Origin of the sequence: Streptomyces finlayi (assembly GCF_014216315.1) — a bacterium.
GTDB lineage: Bacteria > Actinomycetota > Actinomycetes > Streptomycetales > Streptomycetaceae > Streptomyces > Streptomyces finlayi_A.
Genome location: NZ_CP045702.1, coordinates 4405201 through 4425061 on the forward strand (window position 1 = coordinate 4405201; position 19861 = coordinate 4425061).

The 19861-nt window shown below is 67.6% G+C and carries 16 protein-coding genes and 2 rRNA genes; 15 read left to right on the forward strand and 3 right to left on the reverse strand.

Going from position 1 to position 19861, the window contains the following annotated elements; genetic code table 11:
* Positions 1-251 precede the first annotated feature (251 nt).
* The 10 genes from F0344_RS20435 to F0344_RS20480 all read left to right on the forward strand — a co-directional run bounded on the left by F0344_RS20435 (position 252) and on the right by F0344_RS20480 (position 10479).
* Positions 252-3378 (forward strand): 23S ribosomal RNA (locus F0344_RS20435).
* A gap of 76 nt (positions 3379-3454) precedes the next feature.
* Positions 3455-3571, forward strand: a 5S ribosomal RNA gene (gene rrf, locus F0344_RS20440).
* 72 nt (positions 3572-3643) lie between these two features.
* Entirely contained in the window at positions 3644-4288 is a 645-nt protein-coding gene (locus F0344_RS20445) for an HAD family hydrolase (protein ID WP_185300148.1), read from the forward strand.
* Positions 4289-4330: 42 nt separating this feature from the next.
* Positions 4331-5536: an MFS transporter gene (locus tag F0344_RS20450; RefSeq protein WP_185300149.1), complete on the forward strand. Its 1206-nt coding sequence runs from the start codon at positions 4331-4333 to the stop codon at positions 5534-5536.
* Complete coding sequence (locus tag F0344_RS20455) at positions 5505-6674, forward strand: acetoin utilization protein AcuC (RefSeq protein WP_185300150.1); 1170 nt, start codon at positions 5505-5507, stop codon at positions 6672-6674. Before F0344_RS20450 ends, F0344_RS20455 begins: the two co-directional genes overlap by 32 nt.
* A 129-nt stretch (positions 6675-6803) precedes the next feature.
* Positions 6804-7619: a phosphatase gene (locus F0344_RS20460; RefSeq protein ID WP_185300151.1), complete on the forward strand. Its 816-nt coding sequence runs from the start codon at positions 6804-6806 to the stop codon at positions 7617-7619.
* A 128-nt stretch (positions 7620-7747) separates the two neighbouring features.
* Positions 7748-7960: a helix-turn-helix domain-containing protein gene (locus F0344_RS20465; RefSeq protein ID WP_185300152.1), complete on the forward strand. Its 213-nt coding sequence runs from the start codon at positions 7748-7750 to the stop codon at positions 7958-7960.
* Between the two features lie 110 nt (positions 7961-8070).
* Complete coding sequence (locus tag F0344_RS20470; RefSeq protein WP_003948845.1) at positions 8071-8169, forward strand: 30S ribosomal protein bS22; 99 nt, start codon at positions 8071-8073, stop codon at positions 8167-8169.
* A 192-nt stretch (positions 8170-8361) separates the two neighbouring features.
* Positions 8362-9420 (forward strand): NAD-dependent epimerase/dehydratase family protein, encoded by a 1059-nt coding sequence (locus F0344_RS20475; RefSeq protein ID WP_185300153.1) that lies wholly within the window; start codon positions 8362-8364, stop codon positions 9418-9420.
* A 15-nt stretch (positions 9421-9435) separates the two neighbouring features.
* Positions 9436-10479, forward strand: coding sequence for a lysophospholipid acyltransferase family protein (locus F0344_RS20480; RefSeq protein WP_185300154.1), 1044 nt, complete (start codon positions 9436-9438; stop codon positions 10477-10479).
* Between the two features lie 119 nt (positions 10480-10598).
* On the opposite strand, the gene F0344_RS20485 is transcribed toward F0344_RS20480, so the two are convergent.
* The 3 genes from F0344_RS20485 to F0344_RS20495 form a co-directional block, all read right to left on the reverse strand.
* Positions 10599-11795 (reverse strand): DUF5667 domain-containing protein, encoded by a 1197-nt coding sequence (locus F0344_RS20485; protein ID WP_185300155.1) that lies wholly within the window; start codon positions 11793-11795, stop codon positions 10599-10601.
* Between the two features lie 210 nt (positions 11796-12005).
* Positions 12006-12782 (reverse strand): ECF subfamily RNA polymerase sigma factor, BldN family, encoded by a 777-nt coding sequence (locus tag F0344_RS20490; RefSeq protein ID WP_185300156.1) that lies wholly within the window; start codon positions 12780-12782, stop codon positions 12006-12008.
* A gap of 462 nt (positions 12783-13244) precedes the next feature.
* On the reverse strand, positions 13245-14189 hold the full coding sequence (locus F0344_RS20495) for an HAD family hydrolase (RefSeq protein ID WP_185300157.1): 945 nt from the start codon (positions 14187-14189) through the stop codon (positions 13245-13247).
* Positions 14190-14324: 135 nt separating this feature from the next.
* On the opposite strand from F0344_RS20495, the gene F0344_RS20500 reads away from it, so the two are divergent.
* From F0344_RS20500 to F0344_RS20520, 5 genes are all read left to right on the forward strand, one after another.
* Entirely contained in the window at positions 14325-14600 is a 276-nt protein-coding gene (locus F0344_RS20500; RefSeq protein ID WP_185300158.1) for a glutaredoxin family protein, read from the forward strand.
* A 272-nt stretch (positions 14601-14872) separates the two neighbouring features.
* Positions 14873-15643: a redox-sensing transcriptional repressor Rex gene (locus F0344_RS20505; RefSeq protein ID WP_185300159.1), complete on the forward strand. Its 771-nt coding sequence runs from the start codon at positions 14873-14875 to the stop codon at positions 15641-15643.
* A complete protein-coding gene (locus F0344_RS20510) occupies positions 15640-17121 on the forward strand; it encodes a glutamyl-tRNA reductase (RefSeq protein WP_185300160.1) in 1482 nt (493 codons plus the stop codon). The genes F0344_RS20505 and F0344_RS20510 overlap by 4 nt, the downstream gene beginning before the upstream one ends.
* Positions 17118-18104: a hydroxymethylbilane synthase gene (gene hemC, locus F0344_RS20515; RefSeq protein ID WP_185300161.1), complete on the forward strand. Its 987-nt coding sequence runs from the start codon at positions 17118-17120 to the stop codon at positions 18102-18104. The genes F0344_RS20510 and hemC overlap by 4 nt, the downstream gene beginning before the upstream one ends.
* Complete coding sequence (locus F0344_RS20520; RefSeq protein WP_185300162.1) at positions 18101-19768, forward strand: bifunctional uroporphyrinogen-III C-methyltransferase/uroporphyrinogen-III synthase; 1668 nt, start codon at positions 18101-18103, stop codon at positions 19766-19768. The genes hemC and F0344_RS20520 overlap by 4 nt, the downstream gene beginning before the upstream one ends.
* The last annotated feature ends 93 nt before the right edge of the window (positions 19769-19861 follow it).

Sequence of the window (19861 nt, forward strand, 5' to 3'; positions counted from 1 at the left end):
ATGTTCGACGGTGGTTGCTCAAGGGTGGAACGTTGACTATTCGGCACGACAGGTTGTTTTTGATGAGTACTGCTTCGGCGTGGAAAATTGAAGGTGATCGGTCGGGTCGGGCACGCTGTTGGGTATCTGAAGGTACGGGCATTTTTTTTGTCTGGATCTTCGGTGCCGGCCCCAGTGAACTCGCCTGTAAGGGTGGGGTGATGGGTGGCTGGTCGTTGTTTGAGAACTGCACAGTGGACGCGAGCATCTGTGGCCAAGTTTTTAAGGGCGCACGGTGGATGCCTTGGCACCAGGAACCGATGAAGGACGTGGGAGGCCACGATAGTCCCCGGGGAGCTGTCAACCAAGCTTTGATCCGGGGGTTTCCGAATGGGGAAACCCGGCAGCCGTCATGGGCTGTCACCCACTGCTGAACACATAGGCAGTGTGGAGGGAACGCGGGGAAGTGAAACATCTCAGTACCCGCAGGAAGAGAAAACAACCGTGATTCCGGGAGTAGTGGCGAGCGAAACTGGATGAGGCCAAACCGTATGCGTGTGATACCCGGCAGGGGTTGCGCATACGGGGTTGTGGGATCTCTTTTTCATAGTCTGCCGACTGTGAGACGAGTCAGAAACCGTTGATGTAGGCGAAGGACATGCGAAAGGTCCGGCGTAGAGGGTAAGACCCCCGTAGCTGAAACATCAACGGCTCGTTTAAGAGACACCCAAGTAGCACGGGGCCCGAGAAATCCCGTGTGAATCTGGCGGGACCACCCGCTAAGCCTAAATATTCCCTGGTGACCGATAGCGGATAGTACCGTGAGGGAATGGTGAAAAGTACCGCGGGAGCGGAGTGAAATAGTACCTGAAACCGTGTGCCTACAAGCCGTGGGAGCGTCGCTGTATGTGCTTGCACATGCAGTCGTGACTGCGTGCCTTTTGAAGAATGAGCCTGCGAGTTAGCGGTGTGTAGCGAGGTTAACCCGTGTGGGGAAGCCGTAGCGAAAGCGAGTCCGAATAGGGCGATTGAGTTGCACGCTCTAGACCCGAAGCGGAGTGATCTAGCCATGGGCAGGTTGAAGCGGAGGTAAGACTTCGTGGAGGACCGAACCCACCAGGGTTGAAAACCTGGGGGATGACCTGTGGTTAGGGGTGAAAGGCCAATCAAACTCCGTGATAGCTGGTTCTCCCCGAAATGCATTTAGGTGCAGCGTCGTGTGTTTCTTGCCGGAGGTAGAGCACTGGATAGGCGATGGGCCCTACCGGGTTACTGACCTTAGCCAAACTCCGAATGCCGGTAAGTGAGAGCACGGCAGTGAGACTGTGGGGGATAAGCTCCATGGTCGAGAGGGAAACAGCCCAGAGCATCGACTAAGGCCCCTAAGCGTACGCTAAGTGGGAAAGGATGTGGAGTCGCAGAGACAACCAGGAGGTTGGCTTAGAAGCAGCCACCCTTGAAAGAGTGCGTAATAGCTCACTGGTCAAGTGATTCCGCGCCGACAATGTAGCGGGGCTCAAGCGTACCGCCGAAGTCGTGTCATTCACACATATAGGGCCAACGCCCGTGTGGATGGGTAGGGGAGCGTCGTGTGCCGGGTGAAGCAGCCGCGGAAGCGAGTTGTGGACGGTTCACGAGTGAGAATGCAGGCATGAGTAGCGATACACACGTGAGAAACGTGTGCGCCGATTGACTAAGGGTTCCTGGGTCAAGCTGATCTGCCCAGGGTAAGTCGGGACCTAAGGCGAGGCCGACAGGCGTAGTCGATGGACAACCGGTTGATATTCCGGTACCCGCTTTGAAACGCCCAGTACTGAATCAGGCGATGCTAAGTCCGTGAAGCCGGCCCGATCTCTTCGGAGTTGAGGGAAGTGGTGGAGCCGATGAACCAGACTTGTAGTAGGTAAGCGATGGGGTGACGCAGGAAGGTAGTCCAACCCGGGCGATGGTTGTTCCCGGGGTAAGGGTGTAGGCCGTGTGATAGGTAAATCCGTCACACATCAAGGCTGAGACCTGATGCCGAGCCGATTGTGGTGAAGTGGATGATCCTATGCTGCCGAGAAAAGCCTCTAGCGAGTTTCATGGCGGCCCGTACCCTAAACCGACTCAGGTGGTCAGGTAGAGAATACCGAGGCGTTCGGGTGAACTATGGTTAAGGAACTCGGCAAAATGCCCCCGTAACTTCGGGAGAAGGGGGGCCATCACTGGTGATCCGATTTACTCGGTGAGCTGGGGGTGGCCGCAGAGACCAGCGAGAAGCGACTGTTTACTAAAAACACAGGTCCGTGCGAAGCCGTAAGGCGATGTATACGGACTGACGCCTGCCCGGTGCTGGAACGTTAAGGGGACCGGTTAGTGCACTTTCGGGTGTGCGAAGCTGAGAACTTAAGCGCCAGTAAACGGCGGTGGTAACTATAACCATCCTAAGGTAGCGAAATTCCTTGTCGGGTAAGTTCCGACCTGCACGAATGGCGTAACGACTTCTCGACTGTCTCAACCATAGGCCCGGTGAAATTGCACTACGAGTAAAGATGCTCGTTTCGCGCAGCAGGACGGAAAGACCCCGGGACCTTTACTATAGTTTGATATTGGTGTTCGGTTCGGCTTGTGTAGGATAGGTGGGAGACTTTGAAGCGGCCACGCCAGTGGTTGTGGAGTCGTCGTTGAAATACCACTCTGGTCGTGCTGGATGTCTAACCTGGGTCCGTGATCCGGATCAGGGACAGTGTCTGATGGGTAGTTTAACTGGGGCGGTTGCCTCCTAAAGAGTAACGGAGGCGCCCAAAGGTTCCCTCAGCCTGGTTGGCAATCAGGTGTTGAGTGTAAGTGCACAAGGGAGCTTGACTGTGAGACCGACGGGTCGAGCAGGGACGAAAGTCGGGACTAGTGATCCGGCAGTGGCTTGTGGAAGCGCTGTCGCTCAACGGATAAAAGGTACCCCGGGGATAACAGGCTGATCTTCCCCAAGAGTCCATATCGACGGGATGGTTTGGCACCTCGATGTCGGCTCGTCGCATCCTGGGGCTGGAGTCGGTCCCAAGGGTTGGGCTGTTCGCCCATTAAAGCGGTACGCGAGCTGGGTTTAGAACGTCGTGAGACAGTTCGGTCCCTATCCGCTGTGCGCGTAGGAATATTGAGAAGGGCTGTCCCTAGTACGAGAGGACCGGGACGGACGAACCTCTGGTGTGCCAGTTGTCCTGCCAAGGGCATGGCTGGTTGGCTACGTTCGGAAAGGATAACCGCTGAAAGCATCTAAGCGGGAAGCCTGCTTCGAGATGAGTATTCCCACCCCCTTTGAGGGGTTAAGGCTCCCAGTAGACGACTGGGTTGATAGGCCAGATGTGGAAGCCCGGTAACGGGTGGAGCTGACTGGTACTAATAGGCCGAGGGCTTGTCCTCAGTTGCTCGCGTCCACTGTGTTAGTTCTGAAATAACGAACAGCTGTGTTCATGCCAGCGTTCAAATTTCATAGTGTTTCGGTGGTCATTGCGTCAGGGAAACGCCCGGTTACATTCCGAACCCGGAAGCTAAGCCTTTCAGCGCCGATGGTACTGCAGGGGGGACCCTGTGGGAGAGTAGGACGCCGCCGAACAATTATTCCGGGAAAGCCCCGTGCCCTTGTGGCACGGGGCTTTTCTGCGTTCTGAGCGTCTAGGCTCGAACCATGCGCTACGAACTGGTCATCTTCGACAACGATGGTGTGCTCGTCGACAGTGAGCCGATCGCCAACACCATCCTCGCCGGCTACCTCACCGAGCTCGGTCACCCCACCTCGTATGAGGAATCCGTCCACGACTACATGGGGTCCGCCGTGCACCGGGTGCACGATCTCGTCGAGGAGCGGACGGGGCAGAAGCTTCCCACCGACTTCGACGCCACGCTCCACGCACGGGTCTTCGCCGCCTTCGAGCGGGAACTCGTCGCGGTGGACGGGGCAGCGGACCTTCTGGGGAAGCTGGTCGCCGACGGGGTGGCGTACTGCGTCGCGTCGTCCGCGACCCACGAGCGGATCAGGGTCGGGCACCGCAAGACCGGCCTCGACCAGTGGTTCGAGGAGGAGTGGATCTTCAGCGCCGAGGACGTGGGCCAGGGCAAGCCGTCACCCGACCTGTTCCTCCTGGCCGCCGAGCGGATGGGCGTCGCCCCCGAGCGGTGCGTCGTCATCGAGGACAGCCCGCTCGGCGTCGAGGCCGCCCGTGCCGCAGGGATGGACGTGTACGGATTCACCTCTATGATGCCGGCGGAACGGCTCGTCGGGGTGACGGGGTACTGCTCCGACCTCTCCCAACTCCCGGAACTGCTCTCCTGAACCATCTACCCACCGGTAGACGGTGGCCTTACGCTCGCGGCCATGACAGACGCGCGGCTGCGGCACGGCAGGGCCTCCTTGGTGCTGAGCTTTCTCGTGCAGGGAGTCGCCTTCGCCCTGCTCGTGACGCGCATCCCCGCGATTCAGGACCGATACGGGATATCCGACGGGCTGCTGCCCGCCTTCCTGGCCGCTGTGCCGATCCTCGCGGGGGTCGGCAGCGTCGTCACCGAGAAGGTGGTCGCACGCGTGCGGCCCGGGGTCGTCCTGCGGTGGACTCAGCCCGTCGTACTCCTGTCGCTGCTCGCGGTCGGTGCCGGCGGGGAGCTGTGGCAGGTGGCTGTCGCGCTCGGTGCCTTCGGGCTGGCCGTGGGGGCGCTGGACGCATCCATGAACATGCTGGGCGTCAGCCTTCAGCGGGCGTACGGGCGCAGCATCATGCTCGGTTTCCATGCCGCGTACAGCCTTGGTGGCATCGCCGGGGCGACGATGGCGTGGGCCGGGGCGCACTGGGATCTGTCCCTGCTCGTGTCCTATCTGCCCGCCGTCGTCGTGCTGTTGCCCGCCGCCCTGGTGGGGAGTCGCTGGTACACCGACGGCAGGACCCAGGACACGGTCGCGCCGGCCGGTGAGAAGGGGACACGGGCGGCTGTCTCGTTCAAGCTGATGATGCCGCTGTGTCTGGTGATGTGTTTCGCGTACATCGGGGACTCGACCGTCTCCAACTGGAGCGCCAAGTACCTGCAGGACGTGCTGGGCAGTTCGGAGCAGATGTCGACGCTGCCGTACAACGTCTACATGGTGACGACGCTGCTCGGGCGGGCCGTCGGGGACATCGGGGTGCGGCGGTTCGGAGCGGTCACGGTCGTGCGGTGCGGCAGTGTGCTGGCGGCCGTCGGTTTCGCGGTGGTGGCTGTGGCGCCCGGGGCCTGGACGGGGCTGTTCGGGTTCACTCTGCTGGGGCTCGGGCTGTGTGTCATCGTGCCGCAGACGTTCGCCGCCGCGGGGCGGATGTTCCCGGGGGCCAGCGACGTGGCCGTGGCGCGGCTGAACATCTTCAACTACGTGGGGTTCCTCGTGGGATCACCGCTGGTGGGGGCGCTCGGGGACGTGTGGAGTTACCGCGGGGCGATGCTCGTCCCCATGGTGCTGGTGCTGGCGACGCTCGTGTACGCCCGGTCGTTCGGCCCGGAGCCCGCCCGATACGGTGGCGGGCATGAGCGGCCGCGCACAGTTGATGTGGGATGACGCAGTAACGGGATACGACTTCGGCGACAGCCATCCCATGGATCCGGTCAGGCTTGCCCTGACGATGGCTCTCGTGCGGGCGTTCGAGCTCGACGGCGCGGTGGACGTGCGCGGGGCGAAGGCGGCCGGGGACTCCACACTCAGACTCGTGCACCGCGAGGACTACGTGTCAGCCGTGCGGGCCGCTTCGCGCGACCCGAAGTCCGCCGATCAGGCCTACGGCCTGGGGACCGTGGACGATCCGGCCTTCGCCGGGATGCACGAGGCGTCGGCCCTCATCGCCGGACTCTCCGTGGGGGCGGCCGAAGCGGTGTGGCGCGGTGAGACCGCTCACGCCGTGAACTTCACCGGTGGTCTGCACCACGCGATGCCGGGTGGCGCCGCGGGTTTCTGTATCTACAACGACCCGGCGCTCGCGATCGCGCGGATGCTGGAGCTCGGCGCGGAGCGGGTCGCCTACGTCGATGTGGACGTCCACCACGGGGACGGGGTGCAGGCCGCGTTCTGGGAGGACCCCAGGGTGCTGACCGTTTCCCTGCACGAGCATCCGCGGACGCTGTTCCCGCAGACCGGGTGGCCCGAGGAGACCGGGGGCGGGGCCGGTGAGGGGGGTGCGGTGAACGTGGCGCTGCCCGCCGGTACGGGGGACGCGGGGTGGCTGCGGGCCTTCCACGCGGTGGTGCCCGAACTGCTGGCGGACTTCCGGCCGCAGGTCCTGGTGACCCAGCACGGGGCGGATACGCACTTCGAGGACCCGCTGGCTCATCTCGCGGTCTCTCTGGACGCGCAGCGGGCTGTCATGGAGGCGTGTCACGATCTCGCGCACAAGTACGCGGACGGGCGGTGGGTGGCGCTCGGCGGTGGTGGGTACGCGGTGGTCGATGTGGTGCCGCGGTCCTGGACCCATCTGGTGGGCATCGCCGCGCACGCGCCGGTCGACCCGGAGTCGATGATCCCGGCGTCGTGGAAGGACGAGGTCTACGCGCGGACCCGGCAGTTGGGGCCGGCCCGGATGACGGACGGCCGTACGCCGTCCTGGCAGTCGTGGGAGGCCGGTTACGATCCGGCGGACCGGCTCGACCAGGCGGTGCTCGCGACCCGGCGTTCGGCGTTCCCGCTGCGGGGGCTGCTGCCCTGACGGAGCGTCGGTTGCTCGCCGGCTGGCCGGAGCGCGGCGCGGCGCGAGGCGTGGAACGGTTACGCCAACGGTGGGGCTGGTTCGGGCTTTTGCGGCCGTGGGCCGGACCGGTGCGGGAGCATCGGGAGGGTGTTGAGCATCGGAGCGCTGCGCGCTCATCTGCTGGCGGCCCGGCTGGCCGGACCCGTGGCCACCACGCGGGAGAACAGTCTGCGGAGCTATCGGCTCTTCGCGGCACGGGACCCCAGGGTCACCCTCGGGCTCGACGCGGAGTGGGTCTGGGGCGAGCGGGATCTGCTGCGGCTCATGGCCGACAAGTGCGGGGTCTCGCCCGATCCCGCGTGTGTGTCGGGTTCTGACGTGATCGATCCGGAACTCACCCTGGCCGGCCTGGAGGCGTTCGCCGACCGGTTGGCGGCGGCCGCGAAGCGCCGGGCTCCGGTGTTGTTCGGGACCGGTCATCCGCATCGGCTGCTCGGGTTCTACGCCGAGTTGGCAGACGCCTTGTCGGCGGTGGGGTGCCCCGTACTCACCCCCGCGCAGGGGCGATGTGTCGACATAACGACCCGGTTCGGCGTACGTACGTACAGCATCGACTACGTACGACGAGTCGCGCTGGTGCGCGAACCCGGCGTGCGGGGCGCCGATGATGTAACCGGCGCACACACCCACTCGCCGCTGCCGGTTCGGGCCGTGCTCGAAGAAGCGGCGGACCGGCACGGGCTGCTGCCGGAGCTCGTCATCGGGGACCACGGATGGGTCTGCGGGGCAGGTCAGCTGGGCATCGAGGCGATCGGGCTGGCCGATACGGACGACCCCGCGCTGTTCGTCGGGGAGGCCGAGGGGCGGGTGTCCGTCGCCGTTCCGCTTGATGATGCCGTGCACTCCGACTACTACCGGCCGTTGACGCGCTATGTGCTCAATCAGGCGCGTCTGTCACATTAGGCGCCCGATGGTCTCTCCTCTTCCCCACTCGCATCACCCGCCCCTAATCTGGGGAGTGAGCGCACATCGACGAAGAGTCACCGGAGGGGAAGCCGGTGCGCGTCGCGTGCGGAAGGTACAGGTGGGTCATGGCTGCTGGCAGCGAGGTACCTCTCAACGAGGTCAAATTTCTGACCGTGGCGGAAGTCGCCTCGGTCATGCGGGTGTCGAAGATGACCGTGTACCGCTTGGTGCACAGTGGTCATCTGCCCGCGATCCGGGTGGGAAGGTCCTTCCGGGTCCCGGAGCAAGCGGTGCACGCGTATCTCCGCGAGTCCTTCGTGGGGGTGGATTCGGCCTGACATCGCCCTCGGATTACGCCCCTCACCCAGTGGCGGGTAGGCTAGGCCGACGTAGGTCGTGTGGGCCCAGACGCCCCGCACCAGTGAAGAAGAAGTGAGCGAGGGTAGTCGTGGGCTCTGTCATTAAGAAGCGGCGCAAGCGGATGGCCAAGAAGAAGCACCGCAAGCTGCTCAAGCGCACGCGCGTTCAGCGTCGCAACAAGAAGTAAGCGAACGCAGTTCGTGAAACCGCAGCCCTCCCGCCGATCCGGCGGGGGGGCTGCGGCGCTATTCGGGCCAAGGCTTCGGCAAGGCCCGCCATGGGGTCGTCACAGGGCGACCATCACCCGCTACGGTGACGTTCAGGGGAGTGCCCCGATTCGCAGGGCACCCGCTTCACGTACCGACGGAAGGCGCTGATCTTGGGGAAGGTCGTGCTCGTCACAGGAGTGGCCCGGCAACTGGGAGGCCGCTTCGTGCGGCGTGTCCAGCGTGATCCCGGGGTCGACCGGGTGATCGCCGTCGACGCCGTCTCGCCCGGGCACCGGCTCGGTGACGCCGAGTTCGTCATGGCGGACATCCGGCAGCCCGCCATCGCGAGGGTTCTGGCCGAGCACTCCGTCGACACGGTCGTCCATCTGGACGTCTCCGGGAAGGCGCTCGGCGTGGGCGGCCGGACGGCCGTCAAGGAGAACAACGTCATCGGCACGATGCAGCTGCTCGGTGCCTGCCAGAAGTCGCCGACCGTCCAGCGGCTCGTCATCAAGTCCAGTACCAGCGTCTACGGCTCCGCGCCCCGCGACCCGGCGGTCTTCACCGAGACGACGCCGGCCAAGTCGCTGCCGAGCGGGGGCTTCGCCAAGGATGCCGTCGAGGTCGAGGGGTACGTACGGGGCTTCGCGCGCCGCAGACCCGATGTCGCCGTCTGTGTCCTGCGGTTCGCGAACATCCTGGGGCCCGACCCGGATTCTCCGCTGGCCGACTATCTGGCGCTGCCCGTCCTGCCGACGGTCTTCGGATACGACCCGAGGCTTCAGTTCGTCCACGAGGACGACGTCATCGACGTCCTGCGGATCGCCTCGCACGAACCGCGGCGCGGGACGCTGAACAGTGGCACCTTCAACATCGCGGGCGACGGGGTGCTGCTCCTGTCGCAGTGCTCGCGGCGGCTGGGGCGGCCGACGGTGCCCCTGCTGCTGCCGGCCGTCACCTGGGTGGGCTCGGCGCTCCGCACGATCGGCATGACGGACTTCTCCCCGGAACAGATCAGGCTGCTGACGCACGGGCGGGTGGTCTCCACCGTGCAGATGCGCGAGACGCTCGGATTCCATCCGCGGTTCAGCACCGCGGAGACGTTCGCCGAGTTCGCGCGCAGCCGGGGCCCGGGGCTGCTGCCGCCGGAGACGGTGGGCAGGGCCGTCGACCGGCTCGCGGAGTCGCGCCTCGCGGGCGGGCCACATTCCACGCACGGCGCCAATTAGAGGAGCGCATCGACGATGGCGGATGCCAAGGTCATTCCGTTCGACGACGACCGTACGCGGCCGGGGGGCGCGCAGCGTCCCGCACGGCGCAGGTCGGTGTCCGCAGCGGCCGGTGCGGCGCCTGTGAGCGCCCTTCCGGGCGGAGAGGTGCCCATGGGTGCCGAGGAGGCCGAAGAGGGAGCGGTGACGCCGCAGGAGGCCCAGGAGGCGGCGGGGCGCGGCGACTGGGACCGGCGGATCGCCGGTGGGCTGGCGTTTCTGCGCCGGCGGGTCACCGGTGACTACGAGGTCGACGAGTTCGGCTACGACAAGGAGCTGACCGACCAGGTCCTCATGTCGATGCTCCGGCCGCTCGCGGACAAGTACTTCCGGGTCGAGGTGAAGGGCATCGAGAACATCCCGTCCGACGGCGGGGCGCTCATCGTGGCCAACCACTCGGGGACACTGCCGCTTGACGGGCTGATGCTCCAGGTCGCCGTGCACGACAACCATCCGGCCAACCGGCATCTGCGGCTGCTCGCCGCGGATCTGGTCTTCATGCTGCCCGTCGTCAACGAGCTGGCCCGGAAGGCCGGGCACACGCTGGCGTGTGCCGAGGACGCTCAGCGGCTGCTGGAGAGGGGCGAGGTCGTGGGGGTGATGCCGGAGGGCTTCAAGGGCATCGGGAAGCCGTTCGGCGACCGGTACAAGCTGCAGCGCTTCGGGCGGGGCGGTTTCGTGTCGACGGCGCTGCGGGCCGGGGTGCCGATCGTGCCGTGCTCGATCGTGGGCGCGGAGGAGATCTACCCGATGATCGGCAACTCGAAGACCCTGGCGCGGGTGCTGGGGATTCCGTACTTCCCGATCACGCCGACGTTTCCGTGGCTGGGGCCGCTGGGGGCGGTGCCGTTGCCGACGAAGTGGACGATTCAGTTCGGGGAGCCGATTCCCACGGACAGCTATCCGCCGGAGGCGGCGGAGGATCCGATGCTGATGTTCAATCTGACGGATCAGGTGCGGGAGCAGATCCAGCACACGTTGTACAAGTTGCTGGTGCAGCGGCGGTCGGTGTTCTTCTGACCGGGTGCGCGGAGGGGTGCCGGAGGCGCCCGAGGGGCGCCACCGACCTCAATCGCCGGACGGGCTCGATGCGGCCGGACCGGGATTGCCGGGCTGGGCACGGCCCAGCCCGGCATGGTTCACGGCTTCAGGTCCTCGCCGTTGATGCCGAGGCCCGGGAGCAGGCCGGGGAGCAGGGGCGGGAGGGTGACGTCGGGGGACGGGGGCATGCTGACCTCGCCGCCCGGGGGCGACGGGGTGACCTCGTCCGTCGGGAGGTCGTCGAGCAGGCCGTCCGTGCCGCCGCCGAGCAGACCCTCGGCCGGGCCGCTGCCGGATCCGGACGGTTCGGGCTGGGTGCTCCGGTCCGTGCGGTCCTGCGGTGCGGTGGGTGAGGACGGTGCCGGTGCGCCGCCGCCGGACGGGGCGGTGGCGTCCTGGGGACTGCTGGTACGGCGAGGTTCCTCGCTCCGCTCCGGGGTACGGGGCAGCAGTGACTGGAGGGGTGCGACCTCCTCGTCCATGGCCTCGAAGACCGAGCTGACCTTGTCGCTGATGTCGGTCAGCTGTACGGGCAGCCGGTCCCGGAGGTTGCTCCAGCTCTCGCGGTGCGAGCGGGAGAAGGAGTCCAGGGTCTGGATCGGGCCGATGGAGCCGTCCCGTTGGTAGGCCGTGTGCAGAAGGCGGTGGCCTTCCGTGGCGTCGTGGCTCATGCGGTCGAGCGTGCGCCTGACCTCGCCGAGTGATTCATGGTCCATTTCGCCCGAGCGGCCCCGCTCCATGAGGCGTCGTGCCTCATGGAGCCGGGTGGACGCCTGGTCGAGGTATGCCTCGCCGCGGTCGGCGTCGCCGTTGGCCATACCGAGGTTGATGTCTTCCATGCCGCGCTTCAGCCCGTACAGGGAATCACCCGGCAGGGCGTCCGAACTGGCAGCGGCCACTCCACCGAAGGCTCCGGCGGCCACACCTACGGTGAGTCCGCCGGCGGTGAGTCCTTTCGCCCAGCGTGAGCGGGGGCGCAGTTTCCGGAGCGGGGAAGCCCGGTGGGCTCCCTTGCCCCGTTGCTCGGGCACCGTAGGGCCCGTGGACGCACCGCCCTCGGCGAACATGGCCTCCATGGCGGCGACGAGCTGGGCTCGTTGCGCCACTTTGACCTCGGGGTCCAACTTGGGCTTCGGTAGCTCACCGAGGCCGTTCGCCAGGGCCAACAGCGCTCCGTGGTCGGCCTGTTCGGCCGGCTCCTCGGGCTGTACGGCCGCCGCACCCTGGAGCGACTGCTCCTCCATGGCCTGGGCGAAGGCGTTCGCCCGCCGGTGTGCCGAAACGTTTGCGATCACTGGCGGCACCTCCTCTCGTCATGACGGTCGACTCCCCTGAGCGTCCGGAAGGTTGCATACCTTGAGCGTTTCCACTCGATCGAGTGAGTGGAAGCGGTCATGGTGTGACGACAGGGGGCCTGCAACCGGCACAACGAGCGTCGCGGCACTTGGGTTACGCGCGAAGGATGATCGGACCAGTGCGTGACGGGCCGGTCACCGTGGGCCGGTCTAACGGGCGTCGTCCGGCAGGAGCCGGGCGAGTGTGCGGACGGCGCGGTACTGGAGAGTCTTGATCGCGCCCTCGTTCTTGCCCATCACCCGGGCGGTCTCGGCGACCGAGAGCCCTTGCAGGAAACGAAGGGTGACGCACTCCTGCTGTTGTGGATTGAGTCGGCGCACGGCCTGGAGCAGTGCGGCGTTGGAGAGGGACTCCAGGACGGAGTCCTCGGGGCTTCGCTCGACCTCGTTGGCGTCGAGCATTTCGCCGGTGGTCACTTCCAGTCGGAATCGACTGGATTTGAAGTGGTCGGCGACCAGGTTTCGAGCGATGGTGACCAGCCAGGCACCGAAGTCGCGGCCCTGCCAGGTGAACGTCGAGATACGGCGGAGTGCGCGCAGGAAGGTCTCGCTGGTGAGGTCCTCCGCTGTCGCCTTCCCTCCTACGCGGTAGTAGATGTACCGGTACACGGTGTCGCTGTACTGGTCGTACAGGCGGCCGAAGGCGTCAGCCTCACCGGCCTGTGCGCGCTCGACAAGATCCATCATGCGAGCGCTGTCGCTGTCGGCCGTCGGCCGACGAACGGTTGACGTGGTCGTGGCGCCGCGGTTGCTGCGTCTTCCGACCGCCGCACTCCGTTCGGCCAGGGCATAGCAGGGGCCGACAGGTGCAGGGGCGGCAAAGGCGGGGACGGCGTACGCGGTGGGGACGAAGCCGCGCAAGCGGTCGGCGACCGTTGCGCGCAGCGTAGCCAGGCCCGAGGCGTCAACCCCGACATGTGGGTACACGGGACTCCCAGAGGCAGAGCTTCCATCACGTGCAGTTCGAAATCCGTCACTCGTCGTAGCGGGTGAGGGGCTCCGTCATGCGTCTGAGGAGAATAACGCTTCGTACAGGCGGCACTACACCCAGTTGCTCAAATCACCGGTTACGTCGTTTCCGTGACCTCTAAGTGACTGTTTGAGTAGCGCATGGTGATCGGTTGTTGATCGAATTCCTTCGAGATCTGCCTGTAGGTGCGACGGGTTGTGGTCGGAGGATGGCGATCCGACTGGCCGGAGCGGTGGGTGGGGAGGCGCGGTCCGGCGTACCGATTGGCGGAACAAGCCCGGGCGTGGCCCATGCGGGGCCCGCCGGGCCGCTTTCCGGGGTGCCGGGCGCGGCTGCGCCGGGGGCCCTTCCGTAGCAAGGAGAAGCGGACGGCGCGGGGGAGGGTGCGGCCCGCCGGGTCCCGCTGGGTCAGCGGTGGGTCAGCGGTGGCGGCGGCGCAGGGCGACCGCGGCGACGGTGCCGCCTGCCAGGGCGCCCACGCCGGCGGCTGCCGGGATGCCGACCTTCGCCGCCTTGCGGCCGGTGCGGTAGTCGCGCAGCCGCCAGTCCAGGGCGCGGGCGTGCTTACGGAGCTTGGTGTCCGGGTTGATCGCGTACGGGTGGCCGACCAGCGAGAGCATCGGGATGTCGTTGTGCGAGTCGCTGTAGGCGGCGCAGCGCTCCAGGTCCAGGCCCTCGGCGGCGGCCAGGGCGCGTACCGCCTCGGCCTTCGCGGGGCCGTGCAGCGGCTCGCCGACCAGGCGGCCCGTGTAGACGCCGTCGACGGATTCGGCGACCGTGCCCAGGGCTCCGGTCAGGCCGAGGCGGCGGGCGATGATCGTGGCGGTCTCCACCGGGGCGGCCGTGACGAGCCAGACCTTCTGTCCGGCGTCCAGGTGCGCCTGGGCGAGGGCGCGGGTGCCCGGCCAGATGCGGTCGGCCATGTATTCGTCGTAGATCTCCTCGCCGATGGACATCAGCTCGGAGACCCGGTGGCCCTTGACGATGGACAGGGCGCTGTCGCGGGCGTCCTGCATGTGGTCGGGATCTTCGACGCCGGCCAGCCGGAACCACGCCTGCTGCCAGGCGAAGCGGGTCAGCTCGCGGCGCTGGAAGAACTGCCGCTTGTACAGGCCGCGGCCGAAGTGGAAGAGCGCGGCGCCCTGCATCACGGTGTTGTCGAGGTCGAAGAATGCGGCGGCACGGTCGTCCCCCGCGACCGGGAAGGCGGGTTCCTCGGTCCCGGAGGGAAGAAGGGACTCGTCGGCGGAGTATTCGGCGGCGAGCGACGACTTCCGCGCCGCCTCGGCTGCTGCCTCGCCTGCCAGGACGCTCCGTGCTGTCGCGGAGCGCCTACGGGGTGTGAGCCATCCAAGAGCGGCCATGCCGTGAGCATAGCCAGTCTGTATGTCACTGCCCGACCTGCTGGGACGCGAAGTCGTGAACTCTCCGGAACGGCTTGGTGGAACGGGTGATCCGGGCGCCGGTGGGGCGGGTGCGGACGGGAGCAGAATGTAGGCATGAGTGCACTGCTGCGTCGTACGAAGAAGAAGCCCGCGGACCGCGTGGTGACCCTGGTGGGCAAACCGGGCTGCCACCTCTGCGACGACGCGAGGCTCGTGGTGCGCACGGTCTGCGAGGAGACGGGCGCGTCGTGGGTGGAGAAGGACATCACGCAGGACGAGGCGCTGTACAAGGAGTACTGGGAGCAGATTCCGGTGGTCCTCGTGGATGACGAGCAGCACACGTTCTGGCGGGTGGACCCGGACAGGTTGCGCAGGGCGCTGGGTACCTGACTGAAACCCGGTTAACATCATGGGCGTTTTGAGTGGTCTCGGGGGCGTCGACGTGAGGAGTGTGTACCGCCTTGCCCCCTTCGCGCCCGCAACGGGCTGATGCGGTCCAAGGTTCCGGGATCGCGCAGGGAATGCGCGTGACCCCGGTCACTTTGACCGGACAAAACGGACATCATCTTTGTGCACGCGTTCACAAAGACATAGCCTGCATTCGACGGGGCGGTCCTGGGACATACGGCCGCCTGCAGCCCCGCTCATCCCGCAGGAGCACCGTGGCAACTGGCCGAACTCACCGACCGGCGACCCGTAGCCGAGGAATTCCCGAGGCCACCGTCGCCCGACTTCCGTTGTACCTCCGCGCGCTGACGGGGCTCTCCGAGCGCTCGGTTCCCACGGTCTCGTCCGAGGAACTCGCCGCGGCGGCGGGGGTCAACTCCGCCAAGCTCCGCAAGGACTTCAGCTACCTGGGCTCCTACGGAACGCGTGGTGTCGGGTACGACGTGGAGTATCTCGTCTACCAGATCTCCCGCGAGCTCGGGCTCACCCAGGACTGGCCGGTCGTCATCGTCGGCATCGGTAACCTCGGTGCCGCCCTCGCGAACTACGGCGGCTTCGCCTCCCGTGGCTTCCGCGTCGCGGCCCTGATCGACGCCGATCCCGCCATGGCGGGTACGCCGGTCGCCGGGATCGCCGTCCAGCACAGCGACGAGCTGGAGAGGATCATCAGCGACAACGGTGTGTCGATCGGTGTCATCTCCACCCCGGCCGGTGCCGCGCAGCAGGTCTGCGACCGGCTCGTCGCCGCGGGTGTGACCTCCATCCTGAACTTCGCCCCGACGGTGCTCTCCGTGCCCGACGGCGTCGACGTGCGCAAGGTCGACCTCTCCATCGAACTGCAGATCCTCGCCTTCCACGAGCAGCGCAAGGCCGGCGAGGAAGCGTCGGGGAGCAACGCCGAGCAGGACGACGCGCCGCCCCTGCGTGCCACTCCCGCGAGCCGGAAGGGACCCGACGGGGACATTCCCGCCGTGATGCCGGCATGAGCCTCCTCGTCGTAGGTCTGAGCCATCGCAGCGCCCCCGTCTCCGTACTGGAGCGGGCCTCGCTGGCCGCCGAGATCCAGGCCAAGCTGTTGCAGGACACCCTCGCCGCGGAGCCCGCGACCGAGGCGGCCGTCCTGGCGACCTGCAACCGCATCGAGCTGTACGCCGACGTGGACAAGTTCCACGCGGGCGTCGCCGAGCTGTCCACGCTGCTCGCCCAGCACAGCGGGGTCGGTCTCGACGAGCTCACTCCCTATCTCTATGTGCACTACGAGGACCGGGCCGTCCACCACCTCTTCTCGGTGGCCTGCGGCCTCGACTCGATGGTCGTCGGCGAGGGCCAGATCCTCGGCCAGATCAAGGACGCGCTCGCGCTGGGGCAGGAGCACCACACCGCCGGCCGTCTGCTGAACGACCTCTTCCAGCAGGCCCTGCGGGTCGGCAAGCGCGCGCACAGCGAGACCGGGATCGACCGGGCCGGGCAGTCGCTCGTCACCTTCGGTCTCCAGCAGCTGGCCGACGGTGCGGACGTCACCGACTGGGCGGGCGGCAAGCGCGCCCTGGTGATCGGCGCCGGCTCGATGTCCTCGCTGGCCGCCGCCACCCTGGCCCGTACCGGTGTCGCCGAGATCGTCGTCGCCAACCGGACCAGGGCCCGCGCCGACCGGCTCGTCGAGATCCTCGGGCAGGGCGGTACCGCTGCCCGCGCCGTGGAAATGGCCGCGGTCTCCGGCGAACTGACACGTGCCGACGTCGTCGTCTCCTGCACCGGTGCGACGGGTCTCGTCCTGACCGCCGAGGCCGTCGCCGAGGCGCTCGGAGTGGCGTTCGACGCCGCAGCCGAGGCGCCCGCCGCGCCCTTCGCCGCCACCGCGGAGCTGGACCAGCACGCCGTGTGGGTGGAGAACGGTTCCGCCACGGCGCCGGAACGGACCGTCCGCCGGGCCACCGTGCCCGCCCAGAACTCCGGCCCCGCCCGGCTCGCCCTCCTCGACCTCGCCATGCCGCGCGACATCGACGGTGCGACCCACCGCATCGACGGTGTGCGTCTCGTCGACATCGAGTCGCTCGCCGAGGCGTCGGCGGACGCCCCGATGGCCGTCGATGTGGACCAGGTGCGCACCATCGTCGCCGACGAGGTCGCCGCCTTCGGCGCCGCCCAGCGCGCCGCCCACATCACCCCGACCGTCGTCGCCCTGCGCACCATGGCCGCCGATGTGGTGGCCGGCGAGATCGCGCGGCTCGACGGACGCCTCCCCGACCTGGACGACAAGCAGCGCGCAGAGATCACACAGACTGTGCGCCGCGTCGTCGACAAGCTCCTGCACGCGCCCACCGTGCGGGTCAAGCAGCTCGCCAGCGAGCCCGGCGGCGCCGGGTACGCCGATGCGCTGCGGGAACTCTTCGACCTTGACCCGCAGACGGTCGCCGCCGTCTCCCGGGCAGACCTGAACGACCCGAATAGAGGGCGGTCATGACCGACAACTCATCCCTGGGCGCGCCGGCCCCGGCGCCGCTCCGGCTGGGAACCCGCCGCAGCAAGCTCGCCATGGCGCAGTCCGGCCTGGTCGCAGAAGCGGTCAGGGAGGTGACCGGGCGTGCCGTCGAGCTCGTCGAGATCACCACGTACGGAGACACCTCCAAGGAGCACCTCGCGCAGATCGGCGGGACCGGCGTATTCGTCGCCGCTCTGCGGGAGGCGCTCCTGCGCGGCGAGGTGGACTTCGCGGTCCACTCGCTGAAGGACCTGCCGACGGCCCAGCCCGAAGGCCTCGTCCTGGCCGCGGTGCCGGAGCGCGAGGACCCGCGTGACGTGCTGGTGGCGCGGGACGGGCTGACCTTCGAGCAGCTGCCGTCCGGTGCCCGCATCGGCACCGGCTCGCCGCGCCGCATGGCGCAGCTCAACGCGTACGCCCGGTCCCACGGCCTCGACATCGAGACCGTGCCGATCCGGGGCAACGTCGATACGCGCATCGGATTCGTACGGAGCGGGGAGCTCGACGCGGTGGTACTCGCCGCCGCAGGGCTCAGCCGCCTCGGCCGGACCGGTGAGGTGACCGACTTCCTGCCGGTCGACACCATTCTTCCCGCTCCCGGTCAGGGAGCACTGGCGATCGAATGTGCTGCATCCAGCACGGACCTCGCCGCAGCGCTCGCCGAGCTCGACGACCCGTACACCCGGGCCGCCGTGACCGCCGAACGCGCCCTGCTCGCCGCCCTGGAGGCCGGCTGCTCCGCACCTGTGGGTGCGCTGGCCGACCTCCTGGCCGACGGACAGACTGTCAACGAACTGCGTCTGCGCGGGGTCGTCGGTTCGACCGACGGTTCCTCGCTGGTGCAGTTGTCCACCACCGGTCCCGTCCCCACGTCGCACGACGACGCGGCGGCCCTCGGTCGCGAGCTCGCGGCCGAGATGCTCGCCAAGGGTGCGGCCGGTCTTATGGGGGAGCGAGCACTTTGAGCCCCACCGGCCCCGCCGCATCCGATTTTCCTGTCCTGCCCGCAGGGCACGTCACCTTCCTCGGCGCCGGTCCCGGCGACCCGGGACTGCTGACTCTGCGCGCCGTCGAGGCGCTCGCGAGCGCGGACGTCCTTGTCGCGGAACCACACGTCCTCGACATCGTCCGCTGCCATGCGCGGGCAGGCGTAAGCACGCCTGAGCTGACGGTTGTTGACGTGTCGTCAACAGCCGTCGGGGTGCCCGTTCTCAGGGATGCGGCCAATCTTGTCATGGAGGCCGCCAAGGGCGGCAGGCGGGTCGTGCGAGCCATTTCGGGTGACCCCGGGCTGGACGGGTCCGGGGGCGCGGAGATGCTCGCCTGCGCCGCCGCCGGCGTGCCCTTCGAGGTCGTGCCCGGTGTCGCCAACGCCGTGGGCGTGCCCGCGTACGCCGGCGTGCCGCTGCGCGACGCGCAGGGCGCCGACGTCCGTTTCGTCGACGCGCGTACGGCTTCGGACCGCTGCTGGGCCGAGGTCGGCGCGAGCGACGCCACGGCCGTGGTGTCCACCACGCTCGACTCGGTGGCCGCAGCCGCCGGTGAGCTGGTCTCGGCGGGTCGCAAGCCCGACACCCCGCTGACCGTCACGATCGCCGGTACGACGACCCGCCAGCGGACCTGGACGGCGACGCTCGGCACGATCGCGCAGCTGTTCAAGCAGACGAAGGTGCTCCCGTCGCCCGACGGGCACCAGCCCGTCATAGCCGTGGTCGGCGAGCGCAGCTCCGCCGCCCAGCGCGAGCAGCTCGCGTGGTTCGAGTCCAAGCCGATGTTCGGCTGGAATGTGCTCGTGCCGCGCACCAAGGAGCAGGCGGCTTCGCTCTCCGACCAGCTGCGTTCCTACGGCGCGGTGCCGCACGAGGTGCCGACGATCGCCGTCGAGCCGCCGCGTACGCCCCAGCAGATGGAGCGCGCGGTCAAGGGCCTGGTCACGGGCCGCTACGAGTGGATCGCCTTCACGTCCGTCAACGCGGTGAAGGCCGTCCGGGAGAAGTTCGAGGAGTACGGGCTCGACGCCCGTGCCTTCGCCGGGATCAAGGTCGCGGCCGTCGGTGAGCAGACGGCCGCCGCGCTGATCGACTTCGGGGTGAAGCCGGACCTGGTGCCGTCCGGCGAGCAGTCCGCCGCCGGGCTGCTGGAGGACTGGCCGCCGTACGACCCGGTCTTCGACCCGATCGACCGTGTCTTCCTGCCGCGTGCCGACATCGCCACCGAGACCCTGGTGGCCGGGCTCATCGAGCTGGGCTGGGAGGTCGACGACGTCACCGCGTACCGCACGGTCCGCGCCTCGCCGCCGCCCGCCGACACGCGTGAGGCCATCAAGGGCGGCGGGTTCGACGCGGTGCTGTTCACCTCGTCGTCCACCGTGCGCAACCTCGTCGGTATCGCGGGCAAGCCGCACAACGTGACGGTGATCGCGTGCATCGGCCCGGCCACGGCGAAGACCGCCGAGGAGCACGGCCTGCGGGTCGACGTGCTGTCCCCGGAGCCCTCGGTGCACAAGCTGGCCGAGGCGCTTGCGGCGTTCGGCGCGCAGCGCCGGGACGCGGCCAAGGAGGCCGGTGACCCGGTGACCCGGCCGAGCGAGCGGCGTCCGGGTGCCCGGAGGCGTCGTACGACGACCTGACCGGTTCCGTTGTTGCAGGTGTGGGGGTCCGGTCGCTTCGGCGGCCGGGCCCCCACACCGTTTTCCGGCTCGGGTGTCGGTAAGACGGTGTTG

Bases quoted from the DNA above. Each gene is read 5' to 3' on its own strand.
- F0344_RS20480 (WP_185300154.1), top strand. From the start codon at position 9,436: ATGGCGGATGCCAAGGTCATTCCGTTCGACGACGACCGTACGCGGCCG.
- F0344_RS20495 (WP_185300157.1), bottom strand. From the start codon at position 14,189: ATGGCCGCTCTTGGATGGCTCACACCCCGTAGGCGCTCCGCGACAGCA.
- F0344_RS20445 (WP_185300148.1), top strand. From the start codon at position 3,644: ATGCGCTACGAACTGGTCATCTTCGACAACGATGGTGTGCTCGTCGAC.
- F0344_RS20510 (WP_185300160.1), top strand. From the start codon at position 15,640: ATGAGCCTCCTCGTCGTAGGTCTGAGCCATCGCAGCGCCCCCGTCTCC.
- F0344_RS20450 (WP_185300149.1), top strand. From the start codon at position 4,331: ATGACAGACGCGCGGCTGCGGCACGGCAGGGCCTCCTTGGTGCTGAGC.
- F0344_RS20500 (WP_185300158.1), top strand. From the start codon at position 14,325: ATGAGTGCACTGCTGCGTCGTACGAAGAAGAAGCCCGCGGACCGCGTG.
- F0344_RS20465 (WP_185300152.1), top strand. From the start codon at position 7,748: ATGGCTGCTGGCAGCGAGGTACCTCTCAACGAGGTCAAATTTCTGACC.
- hemC (WP_185300161.1), top strand. From the start codon at position 17,118: ATGACCGACAACTCATCCCTGGGCGCGCCGGCCCCGGCGCCGCTCCGG.
- F0344_RS20455 (WP_185300150.1), top strand. From the start codon at position 5,505: ATGAGCGGCCGCGCACAGTTGATGTGGGATGACGCAGTAACGGGATAC.